23 protein-coding genes are annotated in these 24,152 nt (G+C 63.9%); 16 read left to right on the top strand and 7 right to left on the bottom strand.

Annotated features, from left to right (window positions below):
* Positions 1–13 precede the first annotated feature (13 nt).
* The 3 genes from BVH06_RS04075 to BVH06_RS04065 all read right to left on the bottom strand — a co-directional run bounded on the left by BVH06_RS04075 (position 14) and on the right by BVH06_RS04065 (position 3,378).
* Positions 14–793: a DUF1835 domain-containing protein gene (locus BVH06_RS04075; RefSeq protein ID WP_075928874.1), complete on the bottom strand. Its 780-nt coding sequence runs from the start codon at positions 791–793 to the stop codon at positions 14–16.
* 19 nt (positions 794–812) lie between these two features.
* Positions 813–1,886 (bottom strand): hypothetical protein, encoded by a 1,074-nt coding sequence (locus BVH06_RS04070; protein ID WP_075933292.1) that lies wholly within the window; start codon positions 1,884–1,886, stop codon positions 813–815.
* Positions 1,887–1,959: 73 nt separating this feature from the next.
* Positions 1,960–3,378 (bottom strand): FAD-binding oxidoreductase, encoded by a 1,419-nt coding sequence (locus BVH06_RS04065; RefSeq protein ID WP_075933291.1) that lies wholly within the window; start codon positions 3,376–3,378, stop codon positions 1,960–1,962.
* A gap of 647 nt (positions 3,379–4,025) precedes the next feature.
* Here BVH06_RS04065 and BVH06_RS04060 point away from each other — a divergent pair.
* From BVH06_RS04060 to BVH06_RS04050, 3 genes are all read left to right on the top strand, one after another.
* Complete coding sequence (locus tag BVH06_RS04060; RefSeq protein ID WP_075933290.1) at positions 4,026–4,994, top strand: tripartite tricarboxylate transporter substrate binding protein; 969 nt, start codon at positions 4,026–4,028, stop codon at positions 4,992–4,994.
* A gap of 62 nt (positions 4,995–5,056) precedes the next feature.
* Positions 5,057–5,536 (top strand): tripartite tricarboxylate transporter TctB family protein, encoded by a 480-nt coding sequence (locus BVH06_RS04055; RefSeq protein ID WP_075933289.1) that lies wholly within the window; start codon positions 5,057–5,059, stop codon positions 5,534–5,536.
* Between the two features lie 10 nt (positions 5,537–5,546).
* Complete coding sequence (locus BVH06_RS04050) at positions 5,547–7,073, top strand: tripartite tricarboxylate transporter permease (protein WP_075928879.1); 1,527 nt, start codon at positions 5,547–5,549, stop codon at positions 7,071–7,073.
* A gap of 63 nt (positions 7,074–7,136) precedes the next feature.
* On the opposite strand, the gene BVH06_RS04045 is transcribed toward BVH06_RS04050, so the two are convergent.
* Together BVH06_RS04045 and prlC are read right to left on the bottom strand one after the other, a co-directional pair.
* Entirely contained in the window at positions 7,137–7,424 is a 288-nt protein-coding gene (locus tag BVH06_RS04045) for a YheV family putative zinc ribbon protein (protein WP_075928880.1), read from the bottom strand.
* A complete protein-coding gene (prlC, locus tag BVH06_RS04040) occupies positions 7,421–9,469 on the bottom strand; it encodes an oligopeptidase A (RefSeq protein WP_075933288.1) in 2,049 nt (682 codons plus the stop codon). The genes BVH06_RS04045 and prlC overlap by 4 nt, the downstream gene beginning before the upstream one ends.
* A gap of 102 nt (positions 9,470–9,571) precedes the next feature.
* Between prlC and BVH06_RS04035 the strand changes: the two genes are divergently transcribed.
* The 4 genes from BVH06_RS04035 to BVH06_RS04020 all read left to right on the top strand — a co-directional run bounded on the left by BVH06_RS04035 (position 9,572) and on the right by BVH06_RS04020 (position 11,635).
* Complete coding sequence (locus tag BVH06_RS04035) at positions 9,572–10,114, top strand: gamma carbonic anhydrase family protein (protein ID WP_027908502.1); 543 nt, start codon at positions 9,572–9,574, stop codon at positions 10,112–10,114.
* 81 nt (positions 10,115–10,195) lie between these two features.
* Positions 10,196–10,666 (top strand): antitoxin Xre/MbcA/ParS toxin-binding domain-containing protein, encoded by a 471-nt coding sequence (locus BVH06_RS04030; protein ID WP_075933287.1) that lies wholly within the window; start codon positions 10,196–10,198, stop codon positions 10,664–10,666.
* Complete coding sequence (locus tag BVH06_RS04025) at positions 10,666–11,127, top strand: RES family NAD+ phosphorylase (RefSeq protein ID WP_075933286.1); 462 nt, start codon at positions 10,666–10,668, stop codon at positions 11,125–11,127. Before BVH06_RS04030 ends, BVH06_RS04025 begins: the two co-directional genes overlap by 1 nt.
* A 19-nt stretch (positions 11,128–11,146) precedes the next feature.
* A complete protein-coding gene (locus BVH06_RS04020) occupies positions 11,147–11,635 on the top strand; it encodes a GNAT family N-acetyltransferase (protein WP_075933285.1) in 489 nt (162 codons plus the stop codon).
* A gap of 272 nt (positions 11,636–11,907) precedes the next feature.
* On the opposite strand, the gene solA is transcribed toward BVH06_RS04020, so the two are convergent.
* The gene (solA, locus tag BVH06_RS04015) at positions 11,908–13,074 is read right to left on the bottom strand and encodes an N-methyl-L-tryptophan oxidase (RefSeq protein WP_075933284.1); all 1,167 of its coding nucleotides are present in this window, start codon (positions 13,072–13,074) and stop codon (positions 11,908–11,910) included.
* An 8-nt stretch (positions 13,075–13,082) separates the two neighbouring features.
* Positions 13,083–13,742, bottom strand: a complete 660-nt coding sequence (locus BVH06_RS04010) for an HD domain-containing protein (protein WP_075933283.1) — start codon at positions 13,740–13,742, stop codon at positions 13,083–13,085.
* A gap of 282 nt (positions 13,743–14,024) precedes the next feature.
* Here BVH06_RS04010 and BVH06_RS04005 point away from each other — a divergent pair, with 282 nt between their 5' ends.
* The 9 genes from BVH06_RS04005 to BVH06_RS03965 all read left to right on the top strand — a co-directional run bounded on the left by BVH06_RS04005 (position 14,025) and on the right by BVH06_RS03965 (position 24,127).
* Entirely contained in the window at positions 14,025–16,250 is a 2,226-nt protein-coding gene (locus BVH06_RS04005) for a type VI secretion system Vgr family protein (protein WP_075933282.1), read from the top strand.
* Positions 16,251–16,275: 25 nt separating this feature from the next.
* Positions 16,276–16,725 carry a DUF6484 domain-containing protein gene (locus tag BVH06_RS04000; protein WP_075928887.1) on the top strand — a complete coding sequence of 150 codons (450 nt, stop codon included), beginning with the start codon at positions 16,276–16,278 and terminating at the stop codon, positions 16,723–16,725.
* 10 nt (positions 16,726–16,735) lie between these two features.
* Positions 16,736–17,848: a DUF2169 domain-containing protein gene (locus BVH06_RS03995; RefSeq protein ID WP_075933281.1), complete on the top strand. Its 1,113-nt coding sequence runs from the start codon at positions 16,736–16,738 to the stop codon at positions 17,846–17,848.
* The gene (locus BVH06_RS03990) at positions 17,845–18,882 is read left to right on the top strand and encodes a 3-oxoacyl-ACP synthase (RefSeq protein ID WP_075933280.1); all 1,038 of its coding nucleotides are present in this window, start codon (positions 17,845–17,847) and stop codon (positions 18,880–18,882) included. The genes BVH06_RS03995 and BVH06_RS03990 overlap by 4 nt, the downstream gene beginning before the upstream one ends.
* Entirely contained in the window at positions 18,882–20,099 is a 1,218-nt protein-coding gene (locus BVH06_RS03985) for a PAAR-like domain-containing protein (RefSeq protein ID WP_075928890.1), read from the top strand. The genes BVH06_RS03990 and BVH06_RS03985 overlap by 1 nt, the downstream gene beginning before the upstream one ends.
* Positions 20,096–20,992, top strand: a complete 897-nt coding sequence (locus tag BVH06_RS03980; protein ID WP_083651862.1) for a hypothetical protein — start codon at positions 20,096–20,098, stop codon at positions 20,990–20,992. Before BVH06_RS03985 ends, BVH06_RS03980 begins: the two co-directional genes overlap by 4 nt.
* Entirely contained in the window at positions 20,992–22,227 is a 1,236-nt protein-coding gene (locus BVH06_RS03975) for a TIGR02270 family protein (RefSeq protein WP_075933279.1), read from the top strand. The genes BVH06_RS03980 and BVH06_RS03975 overlap by 1 nt, the downstream gene beginning before the upstream one ends.
* Positions 22,228–22,467: 240 nt before the next feature.
* Complete coding sequence (locus BVH06_RS03970) at positions 22,468–22,938, top strand: DUF6795 domain-containing protein (RefSeq protein ID WP_075928892.1); 471 nt, start codon at positions 22,468–22,470, stop codon at positions 22,936–22,938.
* A 37-nt stretch (positions 22,939–22,975) separates the two neighbouring features.
* Positions 22,976–24,127: a lipase family protein gene (locus BVH06_RS03965; RefSeq protein WP_075933278.1), complete on the top strand. Its 1,152-nt coding sequence runs from the start codon at positions 22,976–22,978 to the stop codon at positions 24,125–24,127.
* The last annotated feature ends 25 nt before the right edge of the window (positions 24,128–24,152 follow it).

Genomic DNA, 24,152 nt, shown 5'->3' with positions numbered 1-24,152 from the left:
TTCAGCGGCTGAATCAGCTGCTGCGGCGCACCTGCAGCCCCGAGTAACCGTGCTCGCCCGGCTCACCGCCGAGCACCAGCTGGCCGCTGTCGGCCAGCTCGCGGGCACGCCAGAACAGGAAGAAGTCGGTGGCGAAGAAGCCGTCGCAGCGCGCCATCACTTCGGCCATCACCCGTGCCAAGGGTTGTGGCTCGGCGCGGGCGTGGCGCAGCAGTGCCGCGTCGATGGCCTGGTAATCCTCGGCGCTGAACGCGCCAGCCTGCCAGCGATGAATCAACCCGCCATCGGCAACCACGGCACGCCACTGCGCCGCCAGCGCGGCGAGGCGCTCAGGCCCGACCGGCTGCGGGTTGGCCAACTCCAGCAGCGCCTGCGGAGCGTGCATGGCCACTGCCTTGCGGCTCTGCACCCAGCTGTTGCCGGTGCCGCAGGCCACTTCGAGCAGGGCGACGCCGCTGCCTTCGAGGCCGTGGGCCACACGCGCCAGCAGCAATTGCTCGCTGGCGCTGTCGCCGTGCCAGACGGTCACCGGCCGCTGCTGGCGGGTCAGATCGGCGAGCCACCGCGCATCGGCGGGCAGGTCCGCGGCAAAATCCGGTACCGGCGTCACGCCCGCCGGCCATACCCCACGCCAGAACGCCACGCGGGCCGCACAGGGGGGCGCGTCGACATCGCCCAGCGGGCCGACGGCCAGGTCGTCGCGCAGCACACGCAGGCCGGCCTCGGCGGCCTCCTGGCCGATCACATGGGTGACGCCGGCGACGGCATTGTCACCACAGACCAGATGCCACATAAGTCCTCCTCGTCGAACGCTACGGGGTGAGTCTCACGGCCAGCGGCGGTTTCTCGCCCTGCTGCCAGGTGCCGGTCAAGCTGCCATCGGCCTGGAATTCGAGTTCGAAGCGGGCCGGTGGTTCGCCGCTTTCGTGAAAGGTGAGGAAGTCCTGCTGGAACTCGCCGCCCAGTTCGATCTGCCTGGCGTGCTTGTCGTAGAAGTAGCTGGCGGACAGGCTGTGGTCGCTATACAGCTGCTCGATCACCAGGGTGATCGGATAAGGCCCGATGCTGCCGTGGTAAACGCCTTGCGGCGTACTGTTCGCCGGTAGGGTGCAATCGTTGCGTTTTTCCAGCAGCAGGCAGCGGCCGTAGGGGCTGAGGGCGGCGCTCAGGGACTGGTAGCTGGCGCTGTTGGGGAAATCGCCAAGCTCGTCCAGCGCGCGGCTGGCGTGGTTGGCGCAGCTGCCGCCAATCACCGTCATGCTGTCTGTGCCCAGTTGCAGACGGTCGAAGTCGAAGCTGGCCTCGCCAAGGCTCTCCAGGCATTCGCTGTACAGAGCGCGCTGGTCTTCCTGCTGCTGCTCGTCGTCGCTCAGCTGGTCGGGGTCAACCGGCTTGCTTGGCGGCATGGCCTTGAGAAAGTCCTGCATGCGTTTGGCCCGTTTGCCCTGGAGCTCGGTTTGCAGACGCGTCAGCCCTTCAGGAGTGAGCAACTGCGCCAGGCCGATGGGTCGCCCGGTGGCCAGGTCGAAGTTGTAGGCGGTCGAATTCTGGCTGCTGTAGGCGGCGGTGTACTCGCTGTCGACGTTCAGCGACAGATAACCCGGGCCCTGACCGACTACCTGATAATCGAGACTGTTCACGCCGCCGATTTCGCCCTCCTTGGGCCGCACCTTCTCGAACGGCGACTTGGCAAAGCGGCCAGGCAACGCCTGCAGTTCGCGTACATGCAGGAAGATGTTGATACGCGCGATGGCCGGGCTATCGCCGACCAGCAGCGGGAAGCGGTAGGTTTCCCAATCGCTGCGTTTGTCGGTGAGATCGTCGATACGCACATCGGCCAGCGCAGGCAGGGCGATGGCAAGCAGGGGCAAAAGCAGCAGGCGCACGAGAAACGTCCTTATTCCGGTCACGGGAGGCAGGCAGTATCCGTCACGCCCCGCATGAACTCCAGGCGCCGGATCAGAGCAGCTTGCCGGGGTTCATCAAACCGGAAGGATCCAGCGTCTGCTTGAGGCTGCGCATCAGCTCCAGCTCCAGCGGGTCCTTGTAGCGCCGCGCCGCCTCGCGCTTGGCCTGGCCGAGGCCATGCTCGGCGCTGATGCTGCCGGCGAAGGCCTGGGTCACGTCGTAGATCAGGTGCATGATCGCCTCGGCCTGAGCCCTGAAGGGTTCATCCTCGCTGCCTACCGGCTTGCTGATGTTGTAGTGCAGGTTGCCGTCACCAACGTGGCCGTAGCAGACGATGCGCACACCCGGGAACGCCTGCTGCAGGCGCTCGTCCGCCTGGGCGATGAAGACGGCGATGGAGCTGACCGGCACGCTGATGTCGTGCTTGAGGCTCGGCCCCTCGTGGTTCTGCGCTTCGGAAATGCCCTCACGCAGCTTCCACAACGCCACGACCTGCGCCTCGTTGCTGGCCACCACGGCGTCCAGCGCCTCGCCCTGCTCGAAGGCGGCACCGAGGCCGGTTTCCAACATGGCGTTGAGCGGTGCCTCGGGCAGCGTGTCACTGAGTTCGATCAACACGTACCAAGGATGCTTCTCGGCGAAGGGATCGCTGCAACCCGGTACGTGGCGCAGCACGAACGCTACGCTCTGCCGCGACATCAGCTCGAACCCGGTCAGCCGATCGCCACACAATGCGCGCATACGGCCGATCAGCTCCACCGCCGCCTGCGGGCTGGGCAGCGCAACCCAGGCGGTGGTGCGGCTGCGCACCGCCGGGTAGAGCTTGAGCACCGCCGCGGTGATGACGCCCAGGGTGCCTTCGCTGCCGATGAACAGGTGCTTGAGGTCATAGCCGGTGTTGTCCTTGCGCAGGCCGCGCAAGCCATTCCAGAGGCGCCCATCGGGCAGCACCACTTCGACGCCCAGGGTCAGGTCGCGCATGTTGCCGTAGCGCAGCACAGCGGTGCCGCCGGCATTGGTCGCCAGGTTGCCGCCGATGGTGCAACTGCCCTCGGCGCCGAGCGACAAGGGAAACTGACGGCCTACCGCGGCGGCGGCTTCCTGCACCTGCTGAAGCAACACGCCGGCCTCGACGGTGATGGTTTCGTTGCCCGCATCGACGTCACGAATCCGGGTCAGGCGGGTCATCGATATCACCACCTGGCGCCCCGAGTCGTCGGGGATCGACCCGCCACACAGCCCGGTGTTGCCGCCCTGGGGCACCAGCGCCACACCGGCCTGGTGGCAGGCACGAACCACTGCGGCCACTTCCCCGGTGGAGGCCGGGCGCACCACCAACGCGGCGCGGCCGCGGTAGGCGTTACGCCAGTCGCTAAGGTAGGCCTGCATGGCGGCCTGGTCATCGATCAGGCCGGCCGGGCCGACGATCTCGCCCAGGGTCCGCAGCAGTTCGGCTGGCAGGTGGCTCATGCAATGGCACTCCGCGGGGAATGGTCAGGATCGCCGCTGACGCGACAGTGCGAACTCGGCAGTCAGAGAAAGAAACCGCTGTACCCAGGGCTCGGCTGGAGAAGCCAGCACTGGCGGCAATACATAGCAAGGCTTACTGAGCCGCCAAGAGAAGTTAGGCGAGCAAGTCGCTGTCACCGACCAAATCATAAGTCATCGTATAACAAAAATTAAATAGGCAAGAATCCGCTCATTCATGAACTATTAATCGGCAAGAATTCGCTTACTTAATAAACAATATCGAAAGCAGCATAATAAGAAAGATAATGAAACATTTAATAAAACACTTATTAATCAATTAGTTATAAAAATTAAACATTATGAATCGGTTTATCGAAAGATGCTTCATTGACAGGCCGAACAACGCAGACAATCATCTTATAGTCGTCATATGACAACGTACGACACCAACTAATAATAATCATAGGATCCGCTCTCGCCATGAGTCCCCGCAGCAGTCCAGACCGGCACTAACGCCGCCTCGCCATCCCCAATCGCCATATGACTTACCTGCTGATTAATTATCAGGCGGATTGGGCTTCCTATTAAGTGCGCGCTGGAAACAAGCCATCGAGTTGTTCAGGCGTGGCGTTATCGGAGAACTTCCAATGAATAAAATTCTGTCCGCGACCTTGCTGTCCGCAGCCCTGCTGACCACTTCCGCCACCAGCTTCGCCCAGGAACCGAACTGGCCGACCCGCGCGGTACAGGTCGTGGTGCCGGCCAACGCCGGCGGCGACACTGACTTCAACGCCCGCATGATGGCCAAGTACTTCACCCAGATCACCGGCAAACCGATGGTGATCACCAATATGGGCGGTGGCGGCGGCACGGTGGCCGCCTCCCACGTAAAAGAATCATCGGCTGACGGCCACACCATTCTGTTTACCCACACCGGCCAGTTGATCGTCAACGAAGTCGCCGGCCTCAGCGAGGACAGCTATGACGCCTTCGACATTTCCTGCATCGCCGGCGTCGACAAGGCGTCAATCTTCGTAGCCTCCAAGCAGTCGGGTATCGACAGCGTCGAGAAGCTGATCGCCCAGGCCAAGGAAAAGCCCAAGAGCATCTCCTACGGCACCGAGATGGGTAACTTCTCCCACCTGCAGGGCCTGATGTTCGAGAAACGCACCGGTACCGAGCTGCGCTACATCGACACCGGCACCGTGGCCGAGCGCATCGTCGCGCTGCTGGGCGGGCGCATCGACATGGGCGCGATCAGCTACGGCGCGCTGCAGGACTACATCCAGAGCGGCGCGATGAACGCCCTGGCGCAGCCCAACGAGGATCGCAACCCGCTGGTCGGCGACATCCCCACCTTCCGCGAGAAGGACGTCGACCTGATCGTCGAGAAGCCCTACGTGGTGGCCTTTCCCAAAGGCACCGACGCCGCCATCGTCGCCAAGATGGCCGAGGTCATGAAACAGATCACCGAGATCCCCAGCTACGGCGAGGAACTGGCCAAGACCTACAAGCAGCCGGTGGCCTACTACGGCACGGACGACGCCATCGCCATGCTCAAGGAACACCGCGAGGAGTTCATGCAGTTCAAGGACGCCCTGCGGCAATCGAACTGATCCCCGGCAGCCGCAAGCCCACGCTTGCGGCTTTTTCATTCCCCGATCCATAGGAGTTCGCTGTGGATGCTTTCAAGCGAAAAGAGCTGATCACCGGCAGCTTCATGCTGGCCGCCGGCATCGCTTACCTGCTGGCCACCATGAGCCTGCCGCGCAAGTCGTTCATCGACGCCGCGTTCGTGCCCTACGTGCTGGCGATCTTCATGTGCGGGCTGGGCGTGCTGCAGCTGGTATTCGGCTTTCGCAACCCGCCGGCCGCAGATAGCCCGGCCGACGACAAGAAGGGCGAGGTCTCCGAGTACGGCACGGTGATCAAGACCCTGGCGCTGATCGCCGCCTACATTGCCACCCTGGAGCCCATCGGCTTTCCCATCGTCACGGCGATCTACCTGTACCTGCAGTTCATCGTGCTGACGCCCCACGGGCAGAAGATCGGCCACCTGACCTACGCGATCACGGCGATCATCTCGGCCATCGTCATCTACCTCATCTTCCGCCAGGGCTTCGATCTGATGCTGCCCTCCGGCGTGCTGAACATCTAGGAGGCGCGCCATGCTCGACTTGATGACACACGGCTTCGCCGCCGTTTTCTCGCTGCAGATCTTCATCCTCATCACCATCGGCGTGGTGGTCGGCATCATCTTCGGCGCCGTGCCGGGCCTGTCGGCGACCATGGCCGTGGCGCTGTGCCTGCCGTTGACCTTCACCATGGGCCCGGCCGCCGGCCTGTCGCTGCTGGTAGCGCTCTACGTGGGGGCGATTTCCGGCAGCCTGATCCCGTCGATCCTGCTGAAGATTCCCGGCACGCCCTCCTCGATCGCCACGGTGTTCGATGGCGGGCCGATGATGGAAAAGGGCGAAGGCTTCAAGGCCCTCGGCATCGGTATCGTGTTCTCGTTCCTGGGCACCTTCTTCGGGATCGGCGCACTGATGTTCATCGCCCCGATGCTGGCCAAGGTGGCGCTCAGTTTCGGCCCCCACGAATACTTCGCCATCGCCATCTTCTCCCTGACCCTGATCGCCACGCTGTCAACCGGCTCGCTGACCAAGGGCGTGTTCTCCGGTGCACTGGGCTTCGCCTTCTCCACCGTCGGCATCGCCCCGGTGGATGCGATCCGCCGCTTCACCTTCGACCAGTCCAACCTCAACGGCGGCTTCGCCATGCTGGCGGTGATGATCGGCATGTTCGCCGTGGCCGAGGTGATTCGCCTGGCCGAGACCGGGCGCCACGCCGGCATGACCAAGGTCAAGCCACTGGACATGTCCAAGGTGCGCGGCTTCGGCTTCTCGCTGAAGGAATTCGTCGGCCAGCTGCGCAACGCCTTCCGCTCGGCGATGATCGGCCTGGGCATCGGCGTGTTGCCGGGCGTGGGCTCGGGCACCTCGAACATCATTTCCTACATCGTGGCGAAGAAGCGCGCCAAGGACCCGGACTCCTACGGCAAGGGCAACCCTGGCGGCGTGGTGGCCAGCGAAACCTGCAACAGCGCGGCCATCGGTGGCGCCATGGTGCCGCTGCTGACCCTCGGTATTCCGGGCGACACGGTGACTGCCATGCTGCTCGGCGGCTTCCTGATCCACGGCATCCAGCCCGGCCCGCTGCTGTTCATCACCCAGGGGCCGCTGGTGTACACCATCTTCGCCGCGCTGATCCTGGCCACGGTGATCATGCTGGTGCTGGAGTTCTACGGCCTGCGCATCTTCATCAAGCTGCTGTCGGTACCCAAGCACATTCTGTTGCCGATCATTCTGGTGCTCTGCGTGGTCGGGGCCTTCGGCCTCAACAGCCGCCTGTTCGATGCATGGAGCATCCTGCTGTTCGGCATCCTCGGCTACGGCTTCATCAAGGCCGGCATGCCGGCGCCGCCGTTCATCATCGGTTTCATCCTCGGGCCGATGGCCGAGACCAACCTGCGCCGCGGGCTGATGCTTTCCGACGGTAGTTTCACCGCCTTCCTGACCAGCCCGATCTCGGCGCTGTTCCTCGGCTTGGCGGCGCTGTCGGTGCTCTGGCACGCGTACAGCCTGCTGCGCGCCAGGAAGAGCAAGAAACCCGCCGAAGCATTATCGACCAGTTGATTGCCCGCTCCTGAAACGAAACAAGCGCCCTGGGGCGCTTGTTTCGTTTCCGCGAGGTGAAACCTATTCAGGCTTCTTCAGCTTTGGATTGGGAAAGAACTGCACCGCCTTGACCTTGGGATCAGCCGGTTTCTTCGGCGTCAGGCCGCTGACGTTGACGCGGGTAGGCAGCTCCCTGGCGACCGAGTTGCCACGCTCGTCCAGGGTGTCGGCGTAACCGCACTGCACGCATTCGCGGTGAGGCACGCCGTCGACGTTCCACATCTTGATGCTGTCCATCTCGCTGCACGCCGGGCACACGGCCCCGGCGATGAAACGCTTGGGCGTGACGTCTACAGGGGCGTCGCTCATGCCGCCTCCGCACTCAGGCCCAGATGGCGCAGCAGCGCGTCGATGCTCGGCTCGCGGCCGCGGAAATCGACGAACAGCACCATCGGCGCCTGGGAACCACCGCGCGCCAGGATCGCTTCGCGGAATGCGCGACCGGTCTGCGGGTTGAGCACGCCCTCTTCCTCGAACTTCGAGAAGGCATCGGCGCTCAGCACCTCGGCCCACTTGTAGCTGTAGTAACCGGCCGCGTAACCGCCGGCGAAGATGTGCGCGAAGCTGTTGGGGAAGCGATTGTAAGCCGGCGGACGCAGCACCGAGACCTCGTCGCGGATGCCTTCGAGCACCTCCAGCACGCTACGACCGTCACCGTGGGTGACGTGCAGCTCGAAGTCGAACAGCGAGAATTCCAATTGGCGCACCATCATCAGGCCGGACTGGAAGTTCTTGGCGGCCAGCATCTTGTCGAGCACATCCTGAGGCAGTGGCTCGCCGGTCTGGTAATGGCCGGAGATCAGCGCCAGGCCCTCGGGCTCCCAGCACCAGTTTTCCATGAACTGGCTCGGCAGCTCCACGGCGTCCCAGGCCACGCCGTTGATGCCGGACACCCCGACATGCTCGACGCGGGTCAGCAGGTGATGCAGGCCATGGCCGAATTCGTGGAACAGCGTGGTGACTTCGTCGTGAGTCAGCAGCGCCGGCTTGCCCGCCGACGCTGGGGTGAAGTTGCACACCAGGTTGGCCACCGGGCTGACCAGCTCGCCACCGACCGCGCGGCGCTTGTCGCGGGCGCCGTCCATCCAGGCACCGCCGCGCTTGTTGGCGCGGGCGTAGAGGTCGAAGAAGAAGCGCCCGACGTGCTGGCCGTTCTCGGAAATCTCGAACAGGCGCACGTCCGGGTGCCAGGTGTCGAAGTCATGCAGCTCCTTGATCTGGATGCCGTAGAGCTTCTCGACGATGGCGAACAGGCCGCCGAGCACCTTGTCGATCGGGAAGTAGGCCCGCAGGATTTCCTGGGAAATGCTGTAGCGCTGCTCGCGCAGCTTCTCACTGTAGTAGCCCACGTCCCAGCTTTGCAGGTCGTTGCAGCCCTGCTCGGCGGCGAAGGCGCGCAGCTCGGTCAGGTCCTGCTCGGCGAACGGCTTGCTGCGCACCGCCAGGTCGCGCAGGAAGCTCAGCACCTGCTCGCTGGACTCGGCCATCTTGCTGGCCAGGCTCAACTCGGCGTAATTGCCGAAGCCCAGCAGGCGCGCCAGCTCCTGGCGCAGCTCGAGAATCTCGGCCATCACCGGGCCGTTGTCGTTCTGACCTGCGTTCGGGCCCTGGTCCGAGGCGCGGGTGCAATAAGCCGCGTAAAGCTCTTCGCGCAGGGCGCGGTTGTCGGCGTAGGTCATCACCGCGTAGTAGCTGGGGAATTCCAGGGTGATCAGCCAGCCCTGCAGGTTCTTGGCTTCGGCGGCCTGCTGCATCTGCGCCTTGGCCGACTCGGTGATGCCGGCCAGCAGGCTTTCGTCCTCGATGTGCTTGGTCCAGGCCTGGGTGGCGTCCAGCAGCTGGTTGGAGAAGCGGCTGCCTAGCTCGGAGAGCTTCATCTGGATCTCGCCATAGCGCTTCTGCTGCTCGGGCGGCAGGTCGATACCGGACAGGCGAAAATCACGCAGGGCGTGTTCGAGAATGGTCTTTTGCGCGACATCGAACTTCGCCGCTTCGGGGCTGGCGGCCAGCGCCTCGTAGGCCTGGAACAGGGCGCGGTTCTGGCCCATTTCCGTCCAGTATTCCGACAGCTTCGGCAGGCAGGCCTCGTAGGCGGCGCGCAGCTCGGGGTTGTTGCGCACGGCATTGAGGTGGCTGACCGGGCTCCAGGCGCGGCCCAGCTTGGCGCCCTGCTCGTCGAGCGCGTCGATCAAACTTTCCCAGCGCGGCGCATCGCCCTGGCTGGCCAGCACCTTGGCGACCACGCTGCGGCTCTCGGCGAGAATGGCATCCACCGCCGGCTCTACATGCTCGGGCAGAATGGACGAATACGGCGGCAGGTCGAAATCTTGCAGCAGGGGATTGTTCGCACTCACGTCGGGTACCTGTGGTGGGAATGAATAAGATGTCTGATTGACCAGATATGGCGGTCATCTTAATTACAATCAACCCCCGACGTAACTTCAGAGGTTTCTATCGTGGCGATTCGTACTTATCAGGGCACAAAACCGACGCTCGGTGATCGGGTGTTCGTCGACAGCTCGGCGGTGGTCATCGGCGACGTGGAAATCGGCGAGGACAGTTCCGTGTGGCCGCTGACCGTGATCCGCGGCGACATGCACCGCATCCGCATCGGCAAGCGCACCAGCGTGCAGGACGGCAGCGTGCTGCACATCACCCACGCCGGCCCGTTCAACCCGGACGGCTTCCCGCTGATCATCGGCGACGAAGTGACCATCGGCCACAAGGTGATGCTGCACGGCTGCACCCTGGGCAGTCGCATCCTGGTCGGCATGGGCAGCACGGTGATGGACGGCGCGGTGGTCGAGGACGACGTGATCATCGGCGCCGGCAGCCTGGTGCCGCCGGGCAAGGTGCTGGAGAGCGGTTTCCTGTACGTCGGCAGCCCGGTGAAACAGGCACGGCCGTTGACCGACAAGGAACGCAATTTCTTCAGCTACACCGCCGGCAACTACGTGAAGCTCAAGGATCAGCATATTGCCGAGGGCTACGATCAATAGCCGACAGCCGAGCGTGCAAGCACGGATCCAAAGGTGTAACCTTCATTTGACGCTTAATTTAATTCAAATGAAGGAGGCAGCATGACCGTTACCGCAATGCGTCAGGCCAAACAGGACAAGGATGACCACTCGCCCGTGGTCGCCGCCTTCTGGGATTTCAGTGCTGGCCGGGAAAAGCTCAGTGAAGCCGAGCGCCTGCAGCAGATTCGCGACGGCTTCGCCGCCGACCTGGCGCAGGCGGTCAAGGCGACCTTCACCCTGCCCGAGCGCAGCCTGGAAATTCTTCTTAACGCCTCGATCTCGACCCTCGAACGTCGCCGTCGCGAGCGCAAGTTGCTCGATCCGGTGGCCTCCGAGCGCCTGGATCGCATCGCCATGGTCTGCCAATTGGCCGAGGACGTGTTCGAAAGCCGCCAGGCAGCTGCCGAGTGGATGTCACGCGCCAATCGCTCCCTCGGCGATCAGGCACCGATCATGCTCTGCGAGACGGAAATCGGCGCCAAGCAGGTACGCCGGGTGCTCAATGCTCTCGATTGGGGTGGCGCCGCCTGATGCGTGCCTGGCGCGTGGCCAAGGCCAAGCGAGCCACCGACCTGTCCGGGCGTGGCGCCGCCATCGAAGGCGGGCGCTGGAACGAGCAGGACATCGCCGCGGTGTACATGGGCCTGAGCCCCGGCATCTGCTGCCTGGAAACCTTCGTGCACGCCGAAGGCCCGCCGACGATGCCGATGAAAATCACCTGCTTCGAGCTGCCGGACGATTCGGATCTCTACTGGGAGCCCGCAGCGGGCGAACTGCCACAAGGCTGGAACGCGCTGCCGGTGGATCGCCCGAGCATGGATTTCGGCAGCGTCTGGCTGCGCGCCGTCAGCCACCTCGGCCTGATCGTGCCGTCCGCGGTGCTGCCGCTGGAGCGCAACCTGGTGGTCAACCCGCTGCACCCGGCCATCAGCCGCATCCGCATCATCGACACCTACGATTTCACCTACGACCCACGCATGTTCAAGGCGTGACCAACACTCAGGAAGCCCCGTGAATATTCGCTCCATCAACGAAACCGATTTCGATCAGGTCTGGTCCATCATCCGCGATGTGGTCCAGGGCCAGGAAACCTACGCCTATGACCCGGCCATGGATCGTGAGACGGCCTGGAAAACCTGGGTCGAGCTGCCCCGCGCCACCTTCGTGGCCGAAGAGCACGGGCAGATCCTCGGCACCTACTACATCAAGGCCAACGCCGCAGGGCCGGGCGACCACGTGTGCAACTGCGGCTACATGACCTCGCCCGCCGCCCGCGGTAAGGGCGTGGCGAGCGCGCTGTGCCAGCACTCGCTGCAGGTCGCCCGCGAGCTGGGCTTCCAGGCCATGCAGTTCAACTCCGTGGTGGCCAGCAATACCGTCGCCGTGGCGCTCTGGCAGAAACACGGTTTCGCCATTGTCGGCACCCTGCCCAAGGCCTACCGCCACCGCACCCTGGGGCTGGTGGATTGCCATGTGATGTATCGCTGGTTGGATGATTGACGCCGATTCCGTAGCCCGGTGTAGAGCGCAGCGAAACCCGGGATGATCTCCTGGGTATCGCTACGCTCAACCACAGGCTACGAGCTGCAAAGGGGCGAAGCGGTCTTATCCGATCCACTGTGGGAGCCGTGACCTCGCGGCGATTCGCTCAGGCACCGCCGATAGGCAGTCAGGCTGCAATCGCTTCGCCCCGAGGTCGGGTCTCCCACAGGTTGGTCTGGGTGGCTGCTCCTGCCCTGCTGCAGTCGATAAGCCACTCGCGCCCGAGCAGGCTACGACGTGAATCGCGCCAGCGAAAACGCCGACAGATCAGCCGCCCCCGGCTCGCCACAATACTGCATGGCCAGGGCCTCACCGATGCCAGCGGAATGTTTGAAGCCGTGCCCCGAGCAGGCCGACACCAGGGTCACGTTGGCCATCTGCGGATGGGTATCGATGATGAAGTTGAAGTCCGGCGTAATGGTGTAGGTGCACACCTTGGACTTCAGCACCCGCCGGGAAACCCCGAGCAGCCGGCCAGCCACGTGGGCGTCGTACAGGGCGTCGATATCCGCCTGGCTGACGCTGCGATCCAGCGCATCGGGGTCGCAGCCTTCGCGGTATTGCTCGGTGGCGACCTTGATGGCGTTCTCGCCCGGCAGCGGCGGGAAACCGTAGCAACTGTCGGTATCCGCCGCGCCGTGCAGCAGGATGTACACCGGCGAGCCGGCAGCAGAACGCTCCGGCTCGTCCAGCTCGAACCACACCAGCTGCTGGCGACAGACCTTCAGCAAGCCCTCGACCGATGCGCCCAGCAGCCGGCCCGTCCACATGCCGGCGCAGACGATGGCCTTGTCCGCCGTAAGCGTGCCGCTGCCCGTGCGCACCCGAACGCCTCCGGCATCGGACTCGATAGCCTCGACCCGCGTATTGGTGTGCAAGACCGCGCCCAGTTGCTCGGCCAGCCGAACCTGCACGTCGATGGCCCGCTCTGGGCGCACATAACCGGCGCCCGGCTCGTAATAGCCGGTGGCAGCATCGCCGAAGCCGCCGAATTGCGGGAAGCGCTGGCGGATGGCGGCGGCGTCCAGCAGGCTGTGTTCGATGCCGAAGCGTTTGGCCAGCGCTGCCGTTTCGCCGCCGAAGTCAGGCGTGCCATGGCCGCGGGTCGGCTCCTGGCTGCTGCTCAGCATCAGCATGCCGCAGGCTTCGAACAAAGCTTCCCCGCTCTGCGCCTCCAGCTCACGCCAGATGCGTTGGGAACTGAGCGCCAGCGGCACGTAGGCCGCGCCCTCGCCCACCGCCTGGCGGGTGATGCGCGTGTCGCCATGGCTGGAGCCCTGGTCGTGGGGCGGCGCATAGCGGTCAACGCCGGCCACGCGCACGCCGCGCTTGGCCAGTTGATAAAGGGTGGCGGCGCCCATGGCGCCCAGGCCGATCACGATAACGTCGTAGTGCATGGGGTTCTCTACTGTTCGAAGGGCTGGGTTTCTTCGCGAAAGGCGTCGAGGAAGGCGACCATCCGCGCGTGCCGCTGCCCGGCCAGGCGCGAACCGGTGGCAGTCTGGAAGCCGGCGGCCAGGCCCAGCAACTTGGTGTGGAAGTGGTCCAGGGCGAAACGCTGGTCATCCAGTGGCCGCTGGCGTGCGTCGATATCCTCGGCATCGTACAACGCACTGCCCAGGCGCCCGGAGACATGAAAACAGCGCGCCACGCCGATCAGGCCGATGGCGTCCAGGCGGTCGGCATCCTGCAGGATGCGCGCCTCCAGGCTGGTCGGCGTAATAGCGGCGGAGAAACTGTGCGCCTCGATGGCATGGCGCACGGCGGCGATGCGCTCGCTCGACCAGCCGAGGTCTGCGAGCACCTCGTGGGCGCGCGCAGCGGACAACCGCGAAGCGCTGGAGCGCAGCGGCGAATCCTTTTCCACCGCCACGCAGTCATGCAGCAGCACCGCCGCCAGCAGCAACTGCAGATCGCCGCCCTCCTCGCGCTGCAAGCGCCGAACGTTGGCCCACACCCGCTGCAGGTGCGACAGGTCATGGGCGCCATCGTCGGTAGACGGCGCGCAGCCGGCCAGCAGCTGGCCAGCCAGCTCGGCGTATGGAGCGAAAGGATCCAGATTCATCGACAGGGCGCCAGGTGCGAAAGCCGCACCTTAGGGCCAGGCGCGAGCGCTCGCAAGCCGTACGGCGCAATGTGGCGCCTTGCCATTACTGGACAAGCTCATAGGGCTTGCGCCACCTTTGGCAGCTTCGCCGAGCGACCTGGCAGCGCGCCAAGATCGCCTCGGCACATGAAGGATTTTCGACAGACTCGCCAGCATGAGCGCACATTCCGAACGGCGTCTCAGCAGATAACCGCGTTCGCGGTTATCTTCGGCACAGGATGGCATCGCAGGGATACGCACATGGCAATCACACAACAGTCGCGCATGGCCAAGGTCAACAGCCCGCTCGGCGACAACGTGCTGGTAATGGAGCGCCTGGCCGGCAGCGAATCCCTGGGCCGCCTGTTCCACTACGAGCTCAGCCTGGCCTCGGAAAACTCCTCGCTCAAGCTCAACGCCCTGCTCGGCAAGCCCATGGGCCTGGCCGTGCAACTGGCCGACGGCAGCGACCGCTACTTCCACGGCATCGTCGCGCGCTGCAGCCAGACCGCCCACCGTGGCCAGTTCGCCAGCTATCAGGTCACCCTCAAGCCCTGGCTATGGTTGCTGTCGCGCACCTCCGACTGCCGCATCTTCCAGAGCAAGACGGTGCCGGACATCGTCAAGCAGGTGTTCCGCGACCTGGGTTTTTCCGACTTCGAAGACGCCCTGACCCGCTCCTACCGCGAGTGGGACTATTGCGTGCAGTACCGCGAGACCAGCTTCGATTTCGTCAGCCGGTTGATGGAGCAGGAAGGCATCTACTACTACTTCCGCCACGAGCAGGAACGCCATGTGCTGGTGCTCTGCGATGCCTATGGTGCCCACAGCACGGCGCCCGGCTATGGGCGCGTGCCGTTCTATCCGCTCGACGACCAGATGCGCGAGCGCGACCACATTCACGACTGGCACCTGGCCCACGAAGTGCAGCCCGGCTCCCTGGCGCTCAACGACTACGACTTCCAGCGCCCCAGCGCACGCCTGGAGGTGCGCTCCAGCATCGCCCGCGAGCATAGCAACGCCGATTATCCGCTCTACGACTACCCGGGCGAATACGTGCAGAGCAAGGATGGCGAGCAGTACGCGCGCAATCGCATCGAGGCCATCCAGGCGCAGTACGAGCAGATCCGCCTGAAGGGCAATGCCCGCGGCCTGGGCAGTGGGCACCTGTTCAGCCTTACCGATTACCCGCGCGACGATCAGAACCGCGAGTACCTGATCGTCGACAGCGAGTACACCATCACCCAGGATCTCTATGAAAGCGGCCGCGGCAACGAGAACTTCCAGTTCGACAGCAGCCTGACCTGCATCGACGCCAGCCAGGTGTTCCGCCCACTTCCGCAGACCGTGCAGCCCATCGTGCAAGGCCCGCAGACGGCCATGGTGGTCGGCCCCAAGGGCGAGGAAATCTGGACCGACCAGTACGGCCGGGTGAAGGTGCATTTCTACTGGGACCGCCACGACCAATCCAACGAGAACAGCTCGTGCTGGATTCGTGTGTCGCAGAACTGGGCCGGCAAGAACTGGGGCTCGATCCAGATCCCGCGCATCGGCCAGGAAGTCATCGTCAGTTTTCTGGAAGGCGACCCCGACCGGCCGATCATCACCGGTCGCGTCTACAACGCCGAGCAGACGGTGCCCTACGACCTGCCCGCCAACGCCACGCAAAGCGGCACCAAGAGCCGCTCGAGCAAGGGTGGCACGCCGGCCAACTTCAACGAAATCCGCATGGAGGACAAGAAGGGCGAAGAGCAGCTGTTCATCCATGCCGAGAAGAACCAGGACATCGAGGTCGAGAACGACGAGACCCACTGGGTCGGCCACGACCGCAGCAAGACCATCGACAACGACGAAACGGTGCACGTCAAACACGACCGCACCGAGACGGTGGACAACAACGAGACCATCACCATCGGCGTCGATCGTACCGAAAAGGTCGGCAACAACGAGTCCATCACCATCGGCGTGAACCGCACCGAAAACGTGGGTAGCAACGAATCGATCAGCATTGGTGCCAACCGTACCGAGAGCGTAGGCAGTAACGAGACCATCAGCATCGGCGCCAACCGCACCGAGAGCGTGGGCAGCAACGAAACCATCAACATTGGCGCCAATCGTACCGAAAGCGTGGGTAACAACGAGCGCATCACCATCGGCGCCGACCGCACCGAGCTGGTCACCGCCAATGAAAGCGTGTTCATCGGCGCCAACCAGACCACCGCAGTCGGCGGCAGCGAATCGCGCTATGTGCGCGGCGAACGCAACACCCGCATCGGCAAGGACGACACCCTCAACGTCGGCAAGAACTTCGTGCTCAAGGCAGGTGACTCGATCACCCTGCAGACCGGCGCCGCCAGCATCACCATGAAGAAGGACGGCACCATCTTCATTCGTGGCAAGAACATCAGCATCGACGGCTCTGGAGCGATCAACGTCAAGGCCGCCAAGAACATCGTGATGAAAGGCCAGAAGATCCTGCAGAACTAGGCCGCGATCAGCGCCAGGAGCCCCCATGACTGTCCAGCACCACACTCCCGCCGCCGCCACTCGCCTGGACGGCGTGGTCATCGGCGTACTGCTCGATGTGCCGCAAGCCGCAAGCCCCGTGGTGGCCTTTGCCGGCTGCCCGTCGGAGACCGGCATCGCCGCGACCACCACCACGGCCCTCAGCCGCGAGGACATCGGCGCCCAGGTGGCCCTGATGTTCGTCGCTGGCGACCCGGCCCAGCCACTGGTGATCGGCCGTATCCAGCGCCTGCCGCAGGCACCGGCCGCGGTCGCGGTCGCGCATCTGGACGGCGAGCGCCTGGAATTCAGCGCCGAACGCGAGATCGTGCTGCGCTGCGGCAAGGCCAGCATCACCCTGACCCGCGAGGGCAAGGTGCTGATCAAGGGCGCCTATCTGTCCAGCCGCTCCAGCGGCGTGAACCGCATCAAGGGCGGTTCGGTGCAGATCAACTAAGAAGCCACCCATGGAACTGCTCAACGCCACACGAATGGTGGCCGCCTACAACCAGGGCCTGGACGCCGATGGCCGCGAATACCTGGTGGTCATCGTCAAGGGCACCTTCAGCCTGCCGGTGGACGGCAGCGTGGCGCGCCTGCTCGATGAGCAACAGCCGCTGCTGATGAGCGATACCTTTGCTGGCGACCCGGCGCTGTCCGCGCCCTTGCGCGAGTTCGACTTCGCCCCATTCAAGCCGTACTGCGACGTGCTGGTGAGTGGCAGCGCCCATGCGCCAGGTGGGCGGCCGGTTAGCCAGCTCACCGTGGGCATCCGCGTCGGCCGGGTCAGCAAGGCGTTCAGCGTGTTCGGCCCGCGCCACTGGCAGCCCGGCGCCCTGGGCACCAGTGCCGGCGCGCCGCAGCCCTTCGTGCGCCAGGACATTTCCTACGCCAGCGCCTTCGGCGGCAGCCACCCGGCGCCGGGCAACCCCGAGCAACTGCTGTGCAACCTGCGCAACCCGGCCGGCCAAGGCTGGTACCCGCGCAGCCTGGGCGGCGGCACCGTGGTCGGCATGCCGATGCCCAACACCGAAAAACTTGGCCAACCAGTGGATGCACCCCATGGCGATTTCGAGCCCATGGCCCTCGGCCCGCTGGGCAAGCACTGGCAAGCGCGGGTTGGTTTCGCCGGCACCTACGACCAGGCCTGGCAGGACGAGCAGTTCCCCTTCCTGCCCAGGGACTTCGACGAGCGCTATTTCCAGGCGGCCCCAGCCGACCAGCAGACCGACTACCTCAAGGGCGGCGAAGAGGTGTTCCTGCTCGGCCTGCTGCCCACCGAGCGCGCCGGCTTCCGGGTGCCCAGCGTGCGCATGCCGGTGACCTATTTTCTCAGCGCCGGCGGCCATGAAACGGCAGAGGCTGTGATCGATACCCTGCTGGTCGACACCGACGCCAACCAGGTGGAAATCACCTGGCGCACCCGCCGCCCCCTCAAGCGCAGCCTGTTCGAGATCGCCCAGGTGCTGGTGGGCGAGAAGTCCCGGGCCTGGTGGCGCGCCCGCGAGCTGGGCAAGGACTACTATCCGTCGTTGGCCGCACTGAGCCGCAGCCGCTCGACCGAGGATGACCTGTCATGAGCGCCCTCAATATCCTCTCCAGCGGTATGGTCAGCGCCGTGGGCCTGAGCGCGCCGGCCAGTTGCGCGGCGATCCGCTGCGCCCTCGACAACTTCCAGGAAACCCGCTTCCTCGACGGCGGCGGCGAATGGCAGATCGCCGCCAGCGTGCCGCTGGAGGAGCCGTGGCGCGGCCGCACCAAGCTGGTGAAGATGGCCGCCCGCGCCATCGCCGAAAGCCTGGCCGGCGTGCCGGGCATCGATTGCACCGCAACGCCGCTGCTGCTTGGCGTCGCCGAACTGGATCGCCCAGGGCGTAGCGACGGCCTGGACAACAGCCTGCTGCACGATATCGAAAGCGAGCTGGGCGTGCGCTTTCATGAAGCCTCCACGCTGATCCCGCGGGGCCGGGTCAGCGCCGGCGTGGCGTTGCTCAATGCGCGCCGGCTGATCCACGAAGGTGGCCATCGGCATGTGCTGATCGCCGGGGTCGACTCGTTTATCAACGCTGCCACGCTGTCCGCCTTAGAGCAGCGCCAGCGGCTGCTCACCAGCCGGCATTCCAACGGTTTCATTCCCGGCGAAGGGGCGGCGGCGGTGGTGGTCGGCGCGCCCGTGCGCCAGGAAGCCGAACAGCTGATCTGCTTTGGGCTGGGCTTTGGCGTCGAGAAGGCCACCGTGGAAGCCGACGACATCCCGCTGCGCGCCGACGGCCTGGTACAGGCCACCCAGGCGGCGCTCAAGGACGGCAACTGCCGTATGGAAGAAATGGACTATCGCCTGACCGACAACTCCGGCGAGCAGTACTACTTCAAGGAAGCCGCCCTGGCGCTGAGCCGCACACTGCGGGTGGTCAAGGAAGAGTTCGACATCTGGCACCCCGCCGACTGCATCGGCGAATGCGGCGCCGCCATCGGCCCGGCCATGCTGGCGGTGGCGCTGGCCGCCTCGCGCAAGGGCTACAGCCCTGGTGCGAACATCGTCTATCAACTGGGCAACGACGCCGGCGAACGCGCCGTGGCGTTGCTGCGTTACCAACGGGTAGGAGCCGCCTGATGGCCAACGAGGTCTATGCCAACAACCGGGAGATTTCCTGCAAGGCGGCCAGCGGCAAATCCATCGCCGCCTTTCCCGACGTCTGCTTCACCCCGCCGCAAACGCCGCCGATGCCTCTGGGCATCCCGATCCCGTACCCCAACACCGGGCTGTCCAAGGACACCACCAAGGGCACGCGCACCATCCGCATCACCCGCAAGGAAGTGATGCTCAAGAACAAGAGCTACTACAAGACCAGCTACGGCGACGAACCCGGCCGCGCCCCGAAGAAAGGCATCATCACGGGCAAGATCAAGGGCAAGGTGTACTTCACCTCCTGGTCGATGGACGTCAAGTTCGAAGGCAAGAACGTGGTGCGGCATATGGATTTGACGACCCATAACCATGGGTCGTTTCCGGGGAATACGCCGACCTGGCCGTATCTGGATCAGATGGCAGTGAGCAAGGGTGAAGGGCCGTGCAAGGAAGACATCAAGAAAGAGAAAGATGCCTGTAAGGAATACACCCCTCATGGAGACGACGACCCATGCCCACCAACCACCGAACTGGTGAAAGCGAAAAAAGCGCGGGCGCTTACCGCCAAGGGCTCCGCGGCCAGGACCCAGGCCAATGCGTCGGTCAAGAGCGCTTACGAGCGACTCGCCAGTAAGAATCGCGCCAATAAATGCCTGCAGGCTCGACGTTGCATGCTGACCCCCTACAAGCCTAAAGGTCGCGGTAAAAACCGCCAACCAGGCTGCTGCCCAGGCCAGACAGGCCACCATCTCATAGAGGCTTCGGCGTTCCTCGAACCAGGCACCCGCAAAGAAGGCGGCTCCTTGAGAGCTCAATTCAAGAACTCGAAATACGACCTTGATCGAGCCCCCTGCGTATGCGCGGAAGGCCCTGACAATACGACCGCAACCCACGGTTTGATGCATACCTATCAAGGCGTCAGGGCAAAAAAGCTGGCTCCCGATGGCACATGGACCTTGCGCCAGGCCACCGAATGCGGGGCCGCGTCAGTGAATATGGTATTTCAGGGCGGATGTGATCAGAAGTGTCTGGAGTCGCAACTCAACGCCTACCACTCCAGCCCCGAAGTAGGCGTGAAACCGGACACGAAAATACCCTCGTCACCCAGTGGCAAAACCGACAGCAAGGTTGCCGAGAAAGCTTGGCAGCAATACGACAAGGGCAAACGGTCAATAGATAACTCAGGGAGTACCACACGATGATGTTCAAGGACGTTGGTTACCGTTACCGCAGCGGGGCCGTGCGCTACGGCGACCTCGCTTATGTCTTGTGCATTGACCCTGATCTTGCCGCGGACGGCTTACCACATACCTCTTTTTATGCCTGGGATAATGGCGGATGGGGTATGTATGAGATAGGGCGCTGGAACGCTCATTCGATCTGCGTTACTCAAACGCCAAAGGATCAAGCTATCGCACTAGGCGAGCACGGCGATATCCGTGTGATGGGCAACAACGACGATTATGACGAGCAGATAGCCTGTCCCGGCGTAGCGTTGAGCATCATGCGGGAGATACGCAATATCGGTGGTTTCGCCTATGTGTGCGGCATGGATCGTCAGGTATTCAAACGAGACGGCCCAGGCAATTGGATTGCCTTGCACGACGACATGCCGGACCAACCAGCCAAGGACATGGTTTTCGGCTTCGAATCCATTCATGGTTACAGCGAGCACGATATCTACGCCGTCGGCTGGTATGGCGAAATCTGGCATTTCGATGGCAAGGCTTGGAAGAATTGCGCCAGCCCCACCAACATAAACCTCACTCGGGTGTGCTGTGCCGAAGACGGCTGGGTTTATGCCTGCGGCATGCACGGAATCCTGCTGCGGGGTAAGCATGATCAATGGGAACCGGTTGAGCATGAAGCTACCGATTTGGATATCTGGGATCTCGAGTGGTTTGCCGGCAAGCTTTATGTCTCGACACTCCATGCACTGTACTGGCTCAACGCAGACCAGCTAGAGCTAGTCGACTTCGGTGATCTAGTCCCCAATAGCTGCCATAGCTTGAGCAGTGCAGATGGGGTGCTCTGGTCCATCGGGGAAAATGACATTCTGGCCTTCGATGGCACTTCGTGGACCCGAGTCGAGTAATGATCGCCACCCTCCTCGACCAGCATGCAGAAGAAGCCGCCTTTCTCGCCGGCCTGCGCAGCTACGCCGTCGGCGCGCCGCATTATGACCTGGCCCATCTCGGCGACCTGGACGAGCGGATCGAGGCTCATCTCGACGGCCTGCAGATCGCCGGCCTCAAGGGGCTTCACCTGTTACTGGAGCACCTCACCCCACACGCCCAGGGCGAGGTATTCGCCACGGCAGCGCTGGCGCTGCGGCTGGGCAACGAGAGCGCCCTGGAAACCCTGTACCAGCATCTGCAAGAGCATCCTGAAGGCGAGCCTTATCTTATGGCGGCACTGGGCTGGCTGGAGTGGCACGAAGCCTCCGCGCTGATCGAACGCGACCTGAGCTCCACGAACGCCCAGCGCCGCCGGATCGCCCTGGCTGCCCATGCCCTGCACGGCAAGGATCCGGGCCCGGCGCTGCTGTCGGCCCTCGGCCACGGTGATGCCAGCGTACTGGCTGCCGCGGCCCGGCTGGCTGGCACCCTGCGGCGGCGCGATCTGCTACAGCCGCTGCGTCAGCACCGTCTGCACGGCGACGATGAAGTCCGCTTCTGGAGCAACTGGGCCAGCGCCCAGATGGGTGACCAAGAGGCGCTCGGCAACCTGCGCCTGTTCGCCGAGCATCCCGGCGAGCTACGCCGGCCCGCGCTCGAGGTGCTGCTCGCCTGGCAGCCGCGTGAGGCCAGCGTCGCCTGGTTGCGTGGCCTGATGCAGAGCGCGGCGCACCGCCATATGGCGATCCAGGCTATCGGCCTGCTCGGCGATCCGCAGACCATTGCCTGGCTGATTCGACAGATGCACGACCTGCCCACGGCCCGTGCAGCGGCTGAAGCCTTCAGCCTGATCACCGGCGCCGACCTCGCGGAACTCGACCTGGAATTAGACGTCTATCCCGACTACGACGAAGGCCCTAGCGATGATCCGTCCGACGCCAACGTCAGCATGGATCCGGACATCGACCTGCCCTGGCCCGACCCGCAGCGCGTCGAGCAGTGGTGGCAGAGCCAGCAACAAGGCTTGCAGCCAGGCACCGGCTACCTGCTAGGCCAGCCGTTCAGCGAGCAGCAATGCATGGCGGTACTGCGCAGCGGGATGCAGCGGCAACGCCGAGCGGCCGCCAGCCTGCTGGCGCGCTACCAGCCGACCAGCGTTCTGTTTGCAACGGATGCGCCGGCACGCCGGCAAAAGCGATTACTGGGCTGCTGAGCTCAAGCGACCAACGACACAAGGAGAGTGCGAACATGCTCAAGAAATCCCCACCACGCCCCTCGCTATACTCGGTGATCGATTCGAACTGCCCACGCAGGGAGCGCCACTGAGCTGGGCCACCCGTTGATGAGGACCTGCCTCGGTGGCCGATATTTCCTAGCAGGCCGGCAAGCAAGGAAACGCTTATCGATGACTCCGTCCACCCAAGAATCATATTCACCTGGCGAGGAAACGCCCTTGAACCGCAAAACGCTTTCCTGCTGCGCACTGCTGCTTATCGGACTTTTCACACAGGGTTACGCCATGGCTTTTTCCAAGACGCTCTATCTGTTCTCCGAGGTCCAGGGCACGGTGCTGCTCGATGGCAAGCCCGTGCAAGGCGTGGATATCGAGCAGGAATATCACTGGCACTGGAAAAACGAACACCGCAAGAACAATACGAAAAGCGACGCGCAGGGTCGCTTCCACTTTCCGGCTGTCACGGCCAAGTCACTGACGGCCGGTTTCATGCCCCACGAACCGGTAACCGGCCAGCGCATCACGCTCAGGTACCAGGGCAAGGAACACAAGGGCTGGGTATTCACCAAGCACAACTACGACAACCTGGGCGAAGTGAAGAACCGCCCGCTGACGTTCATCTGTGAACTGAACAGCGAGCCTGTCGCCCATCCCGAGACAGAGACCTTTGGCATCTGCGTCCTGCAGTGATGCCCCATCACCCTCACCAGACCAGAAGGATTCGGCTGTGAACCCCTTGAGCCCCAAGCAATCCGCGCAAATCGCCACCCATGTCTACACCGTCAAGGATGCCGTCATGTCATCCATGGGCGGCGTGGAGGATGAAGCCGCCCGTCTCGGCCTGAGTAACGCCTTCGACTTCTCCAAGCTGCAGATGGCCAGTGGCACCAGCGGTGCGATCTTTCGTACCCGCACCGGCTTCGCCTATGCGGTGCATGGCGTGGGCGGCCGCCAGGGCGAGATGCTGCTGGCATTTCGCGGTACCGACAGCATTGCCGACGCCCTGACCGATGCCAACGCCGGCCTGCAGCGCGGACCCAGCACCTGGCCGGTACACGCAGGCTTCAACGAGACGTTCAAATCCCTGCGCGGTGACCTCGACGCCTTCATGCGCGGGCGCAACCCCAGCACCGTGCACTGCGTGGGTCACAGCCTGGGCGGCGCCCTCGCCACCCTGGCAGCCGACCATCTCAGCGAACTGGGCGTGGCCGGCATCAAGCTCTACACCTTTGGCTCGCCGCGCACCGGAGTGGCCGGCTTTGCCCGCCACCTGAGCGGCAAGCTCGGCGCCGACAATATCCACCGGGTCTACCACAGCGCCGACCCGGTGAGCATGGTGCCGATCTTCCCGTTCAGCCATGTGCCGGTTACCGGTAATGTCTGCATGATTCCGTGGAAGGGCGCGCAGATCAGCCCTGACGCTCACCGCATGACCTCCTACCTGCCTTCGATTGGAGACGCCAGCTGGAGAGGGCTCTATCGCAATCCGGAGCCGCCCCTGGATCGGGAAATCGATATCTGGCTGGAAAGCGCCAGCTACGGTCCGACCATGTTTTCCTCAGCAACCCTGTGGATGATCTCCAAGGCTATGCAGTACCTGCTCAAGAAGGCCGCCAATATCGTTATCGGTAGCGCGATCACCATCGGCGTTACGGTGCTGGATCAGATTGCCGGGATCCTGGTGCAGGGCGCCCAGATCTGCAAAGACATCAGCGATTCGGTCCGCGCCCTGATCGTGAAAATCTTCAAATTCCTGGGCCGTGCCGTGCCCGCGACCATTGAAGTGACCACGTTCTTCCTGCGCTGGGTACTCGACCTGCTCGCCCGAGCAGTCGTCGACATGGCCCGTCAGGCCATGCACCTGGTCATCCGCTCCTGAGTACAAAAAACGGCGCCTCCTGGCG

Origin of the sequence: Pseudomonas sp. PA27(2017) (assembly GCF_001945445.1) — a bacterium.
Taxonomy (GTDB): Bacteria; Pseudomonadota; Gammaproteobacteria; order Pseudomonadales; family Pseudomonadaceae; genus Aquipseudomonas.
Note: the sequence above shows the minus strand (reverse complement) of the source record. Positions and strands in the feature narration are given on the sequence as shown.

Excerpts from the sequence above, each read along its gene's own strand:
- BVH06_RS04075 (WP_075928874.1), bottom strand. The coding sequence starts at position 793 with ATGTGGCATCTGGTCTGTGGTGACAATGCCGTCGCCGGCGTCACCCAT.
- BVH06_RS04065 (WP_075933291.1), bottom strand. The coding sequence starts at position 3,378 with ATGAGCCACCTGCCAGCCGAACTGCTGCGGACCCTGGGCGAGATCGTC.
- BVH06_RS04060 (WP_075933290.1), top strand. The coding sequence starts at position 4,026 with ATGAATAAAATTCTGTCCGCGACCTTGCTGTCCGCAGCCCTGCTGACC.
- BVH06_RS04050 (WP_075928879.1), top strand. The coding sequence starts at position 5,547 with ATGCTCGACTTGATGACACACGGCTTCGCCGCCGTTTTCTCGCTGCAG.
- BVH06_RS04045 (WP_075928880.1), bottom strand. The coding sequence starts at position 7,424 with ATGAGCGACGCCCCTGTAGACGTCACGCCCAAGCGTTTCATCGCCGGG.
- BVH06_RS04030 (WP_075933287.1), top strand. The coding sequence starts at position 10,196 with ATGACCGTTACCGCAATGCGTCAGGCCAAACAGGACAAGGATGACCAC.
- BVH06_RS04025 (WP_075933286.1), top strand. The coding sequence starts at position 10,666 with ATGCGTGCCTGGCGCGTGGCCAAGGCCAAGCGAGCCACCGACCTGTCC.
- solA (WP_075933284.1), bottom strand. The coding sequence starts at position 13,074 with ATGCACTACGACGTTATCGTGATCGGCCTGGGCGCCATGGGCGCCGCC.
- BVH06_RS04010 (WP_075933283.1), bottom strand. The coding sequence starts at position 13,742 with ATGAATCTGGATCCTTTCGCTCCATACGCCGAGCTGGCTGGCCAGCTG.
- BVH06_RS04005 (WP_075933282.1), top strand. The coding sequence starts at position 14,025 with ATGGCAATCACACAACAGTCGCGCATGGCCAAGGTCAACAGCCCGCTC.
- BVH06_RS04000 (WP_075928887.1), top strand. The coding sequence starts at position 16,276 with ATGACTGTCCAGCACCACACTCCCGCCGCCGCCACTCGCCTGGACGGC.
- BVH06_RS03995 (WP_075933281.1), top strand. The coding sequence starts at position 16,736 with ATGGAACTGCTCAACGCCACACGAATGGTGGCCGCCTACAACCAGGGC.
- BVH06_RS03990 (WP_075933280.1), top strand. The coding sequence starts at position 17,845 with ATGAGCGCCCTCAATATCCTCTCCAGCGGTATGGTCAGCGCCGTGGGC.
- BVH06_RS03985 (WP_075928890.1), top strand. The coding sequence starts at position 18,882 with ATGGCCAACGAGGTCTATGCCAACAACCGGGAGATTTCCTGCAAGGCG.
- BVH06_RS03980 (WP_083651862.1), top strand. The coding sequence starts at position 20,096 with ATGATGTTCAAGGACGTTGGTTACCGTTACCGCAGCGGGGCCGTGCGC.
- BVH06_RS03975 (WP_075933279.1), top strand. The coding sequence starts at position 20,992 with ATGATCGCCACCCTCCTCGACCAGCATGCAGAAGAAGCCGCCTTTCTC.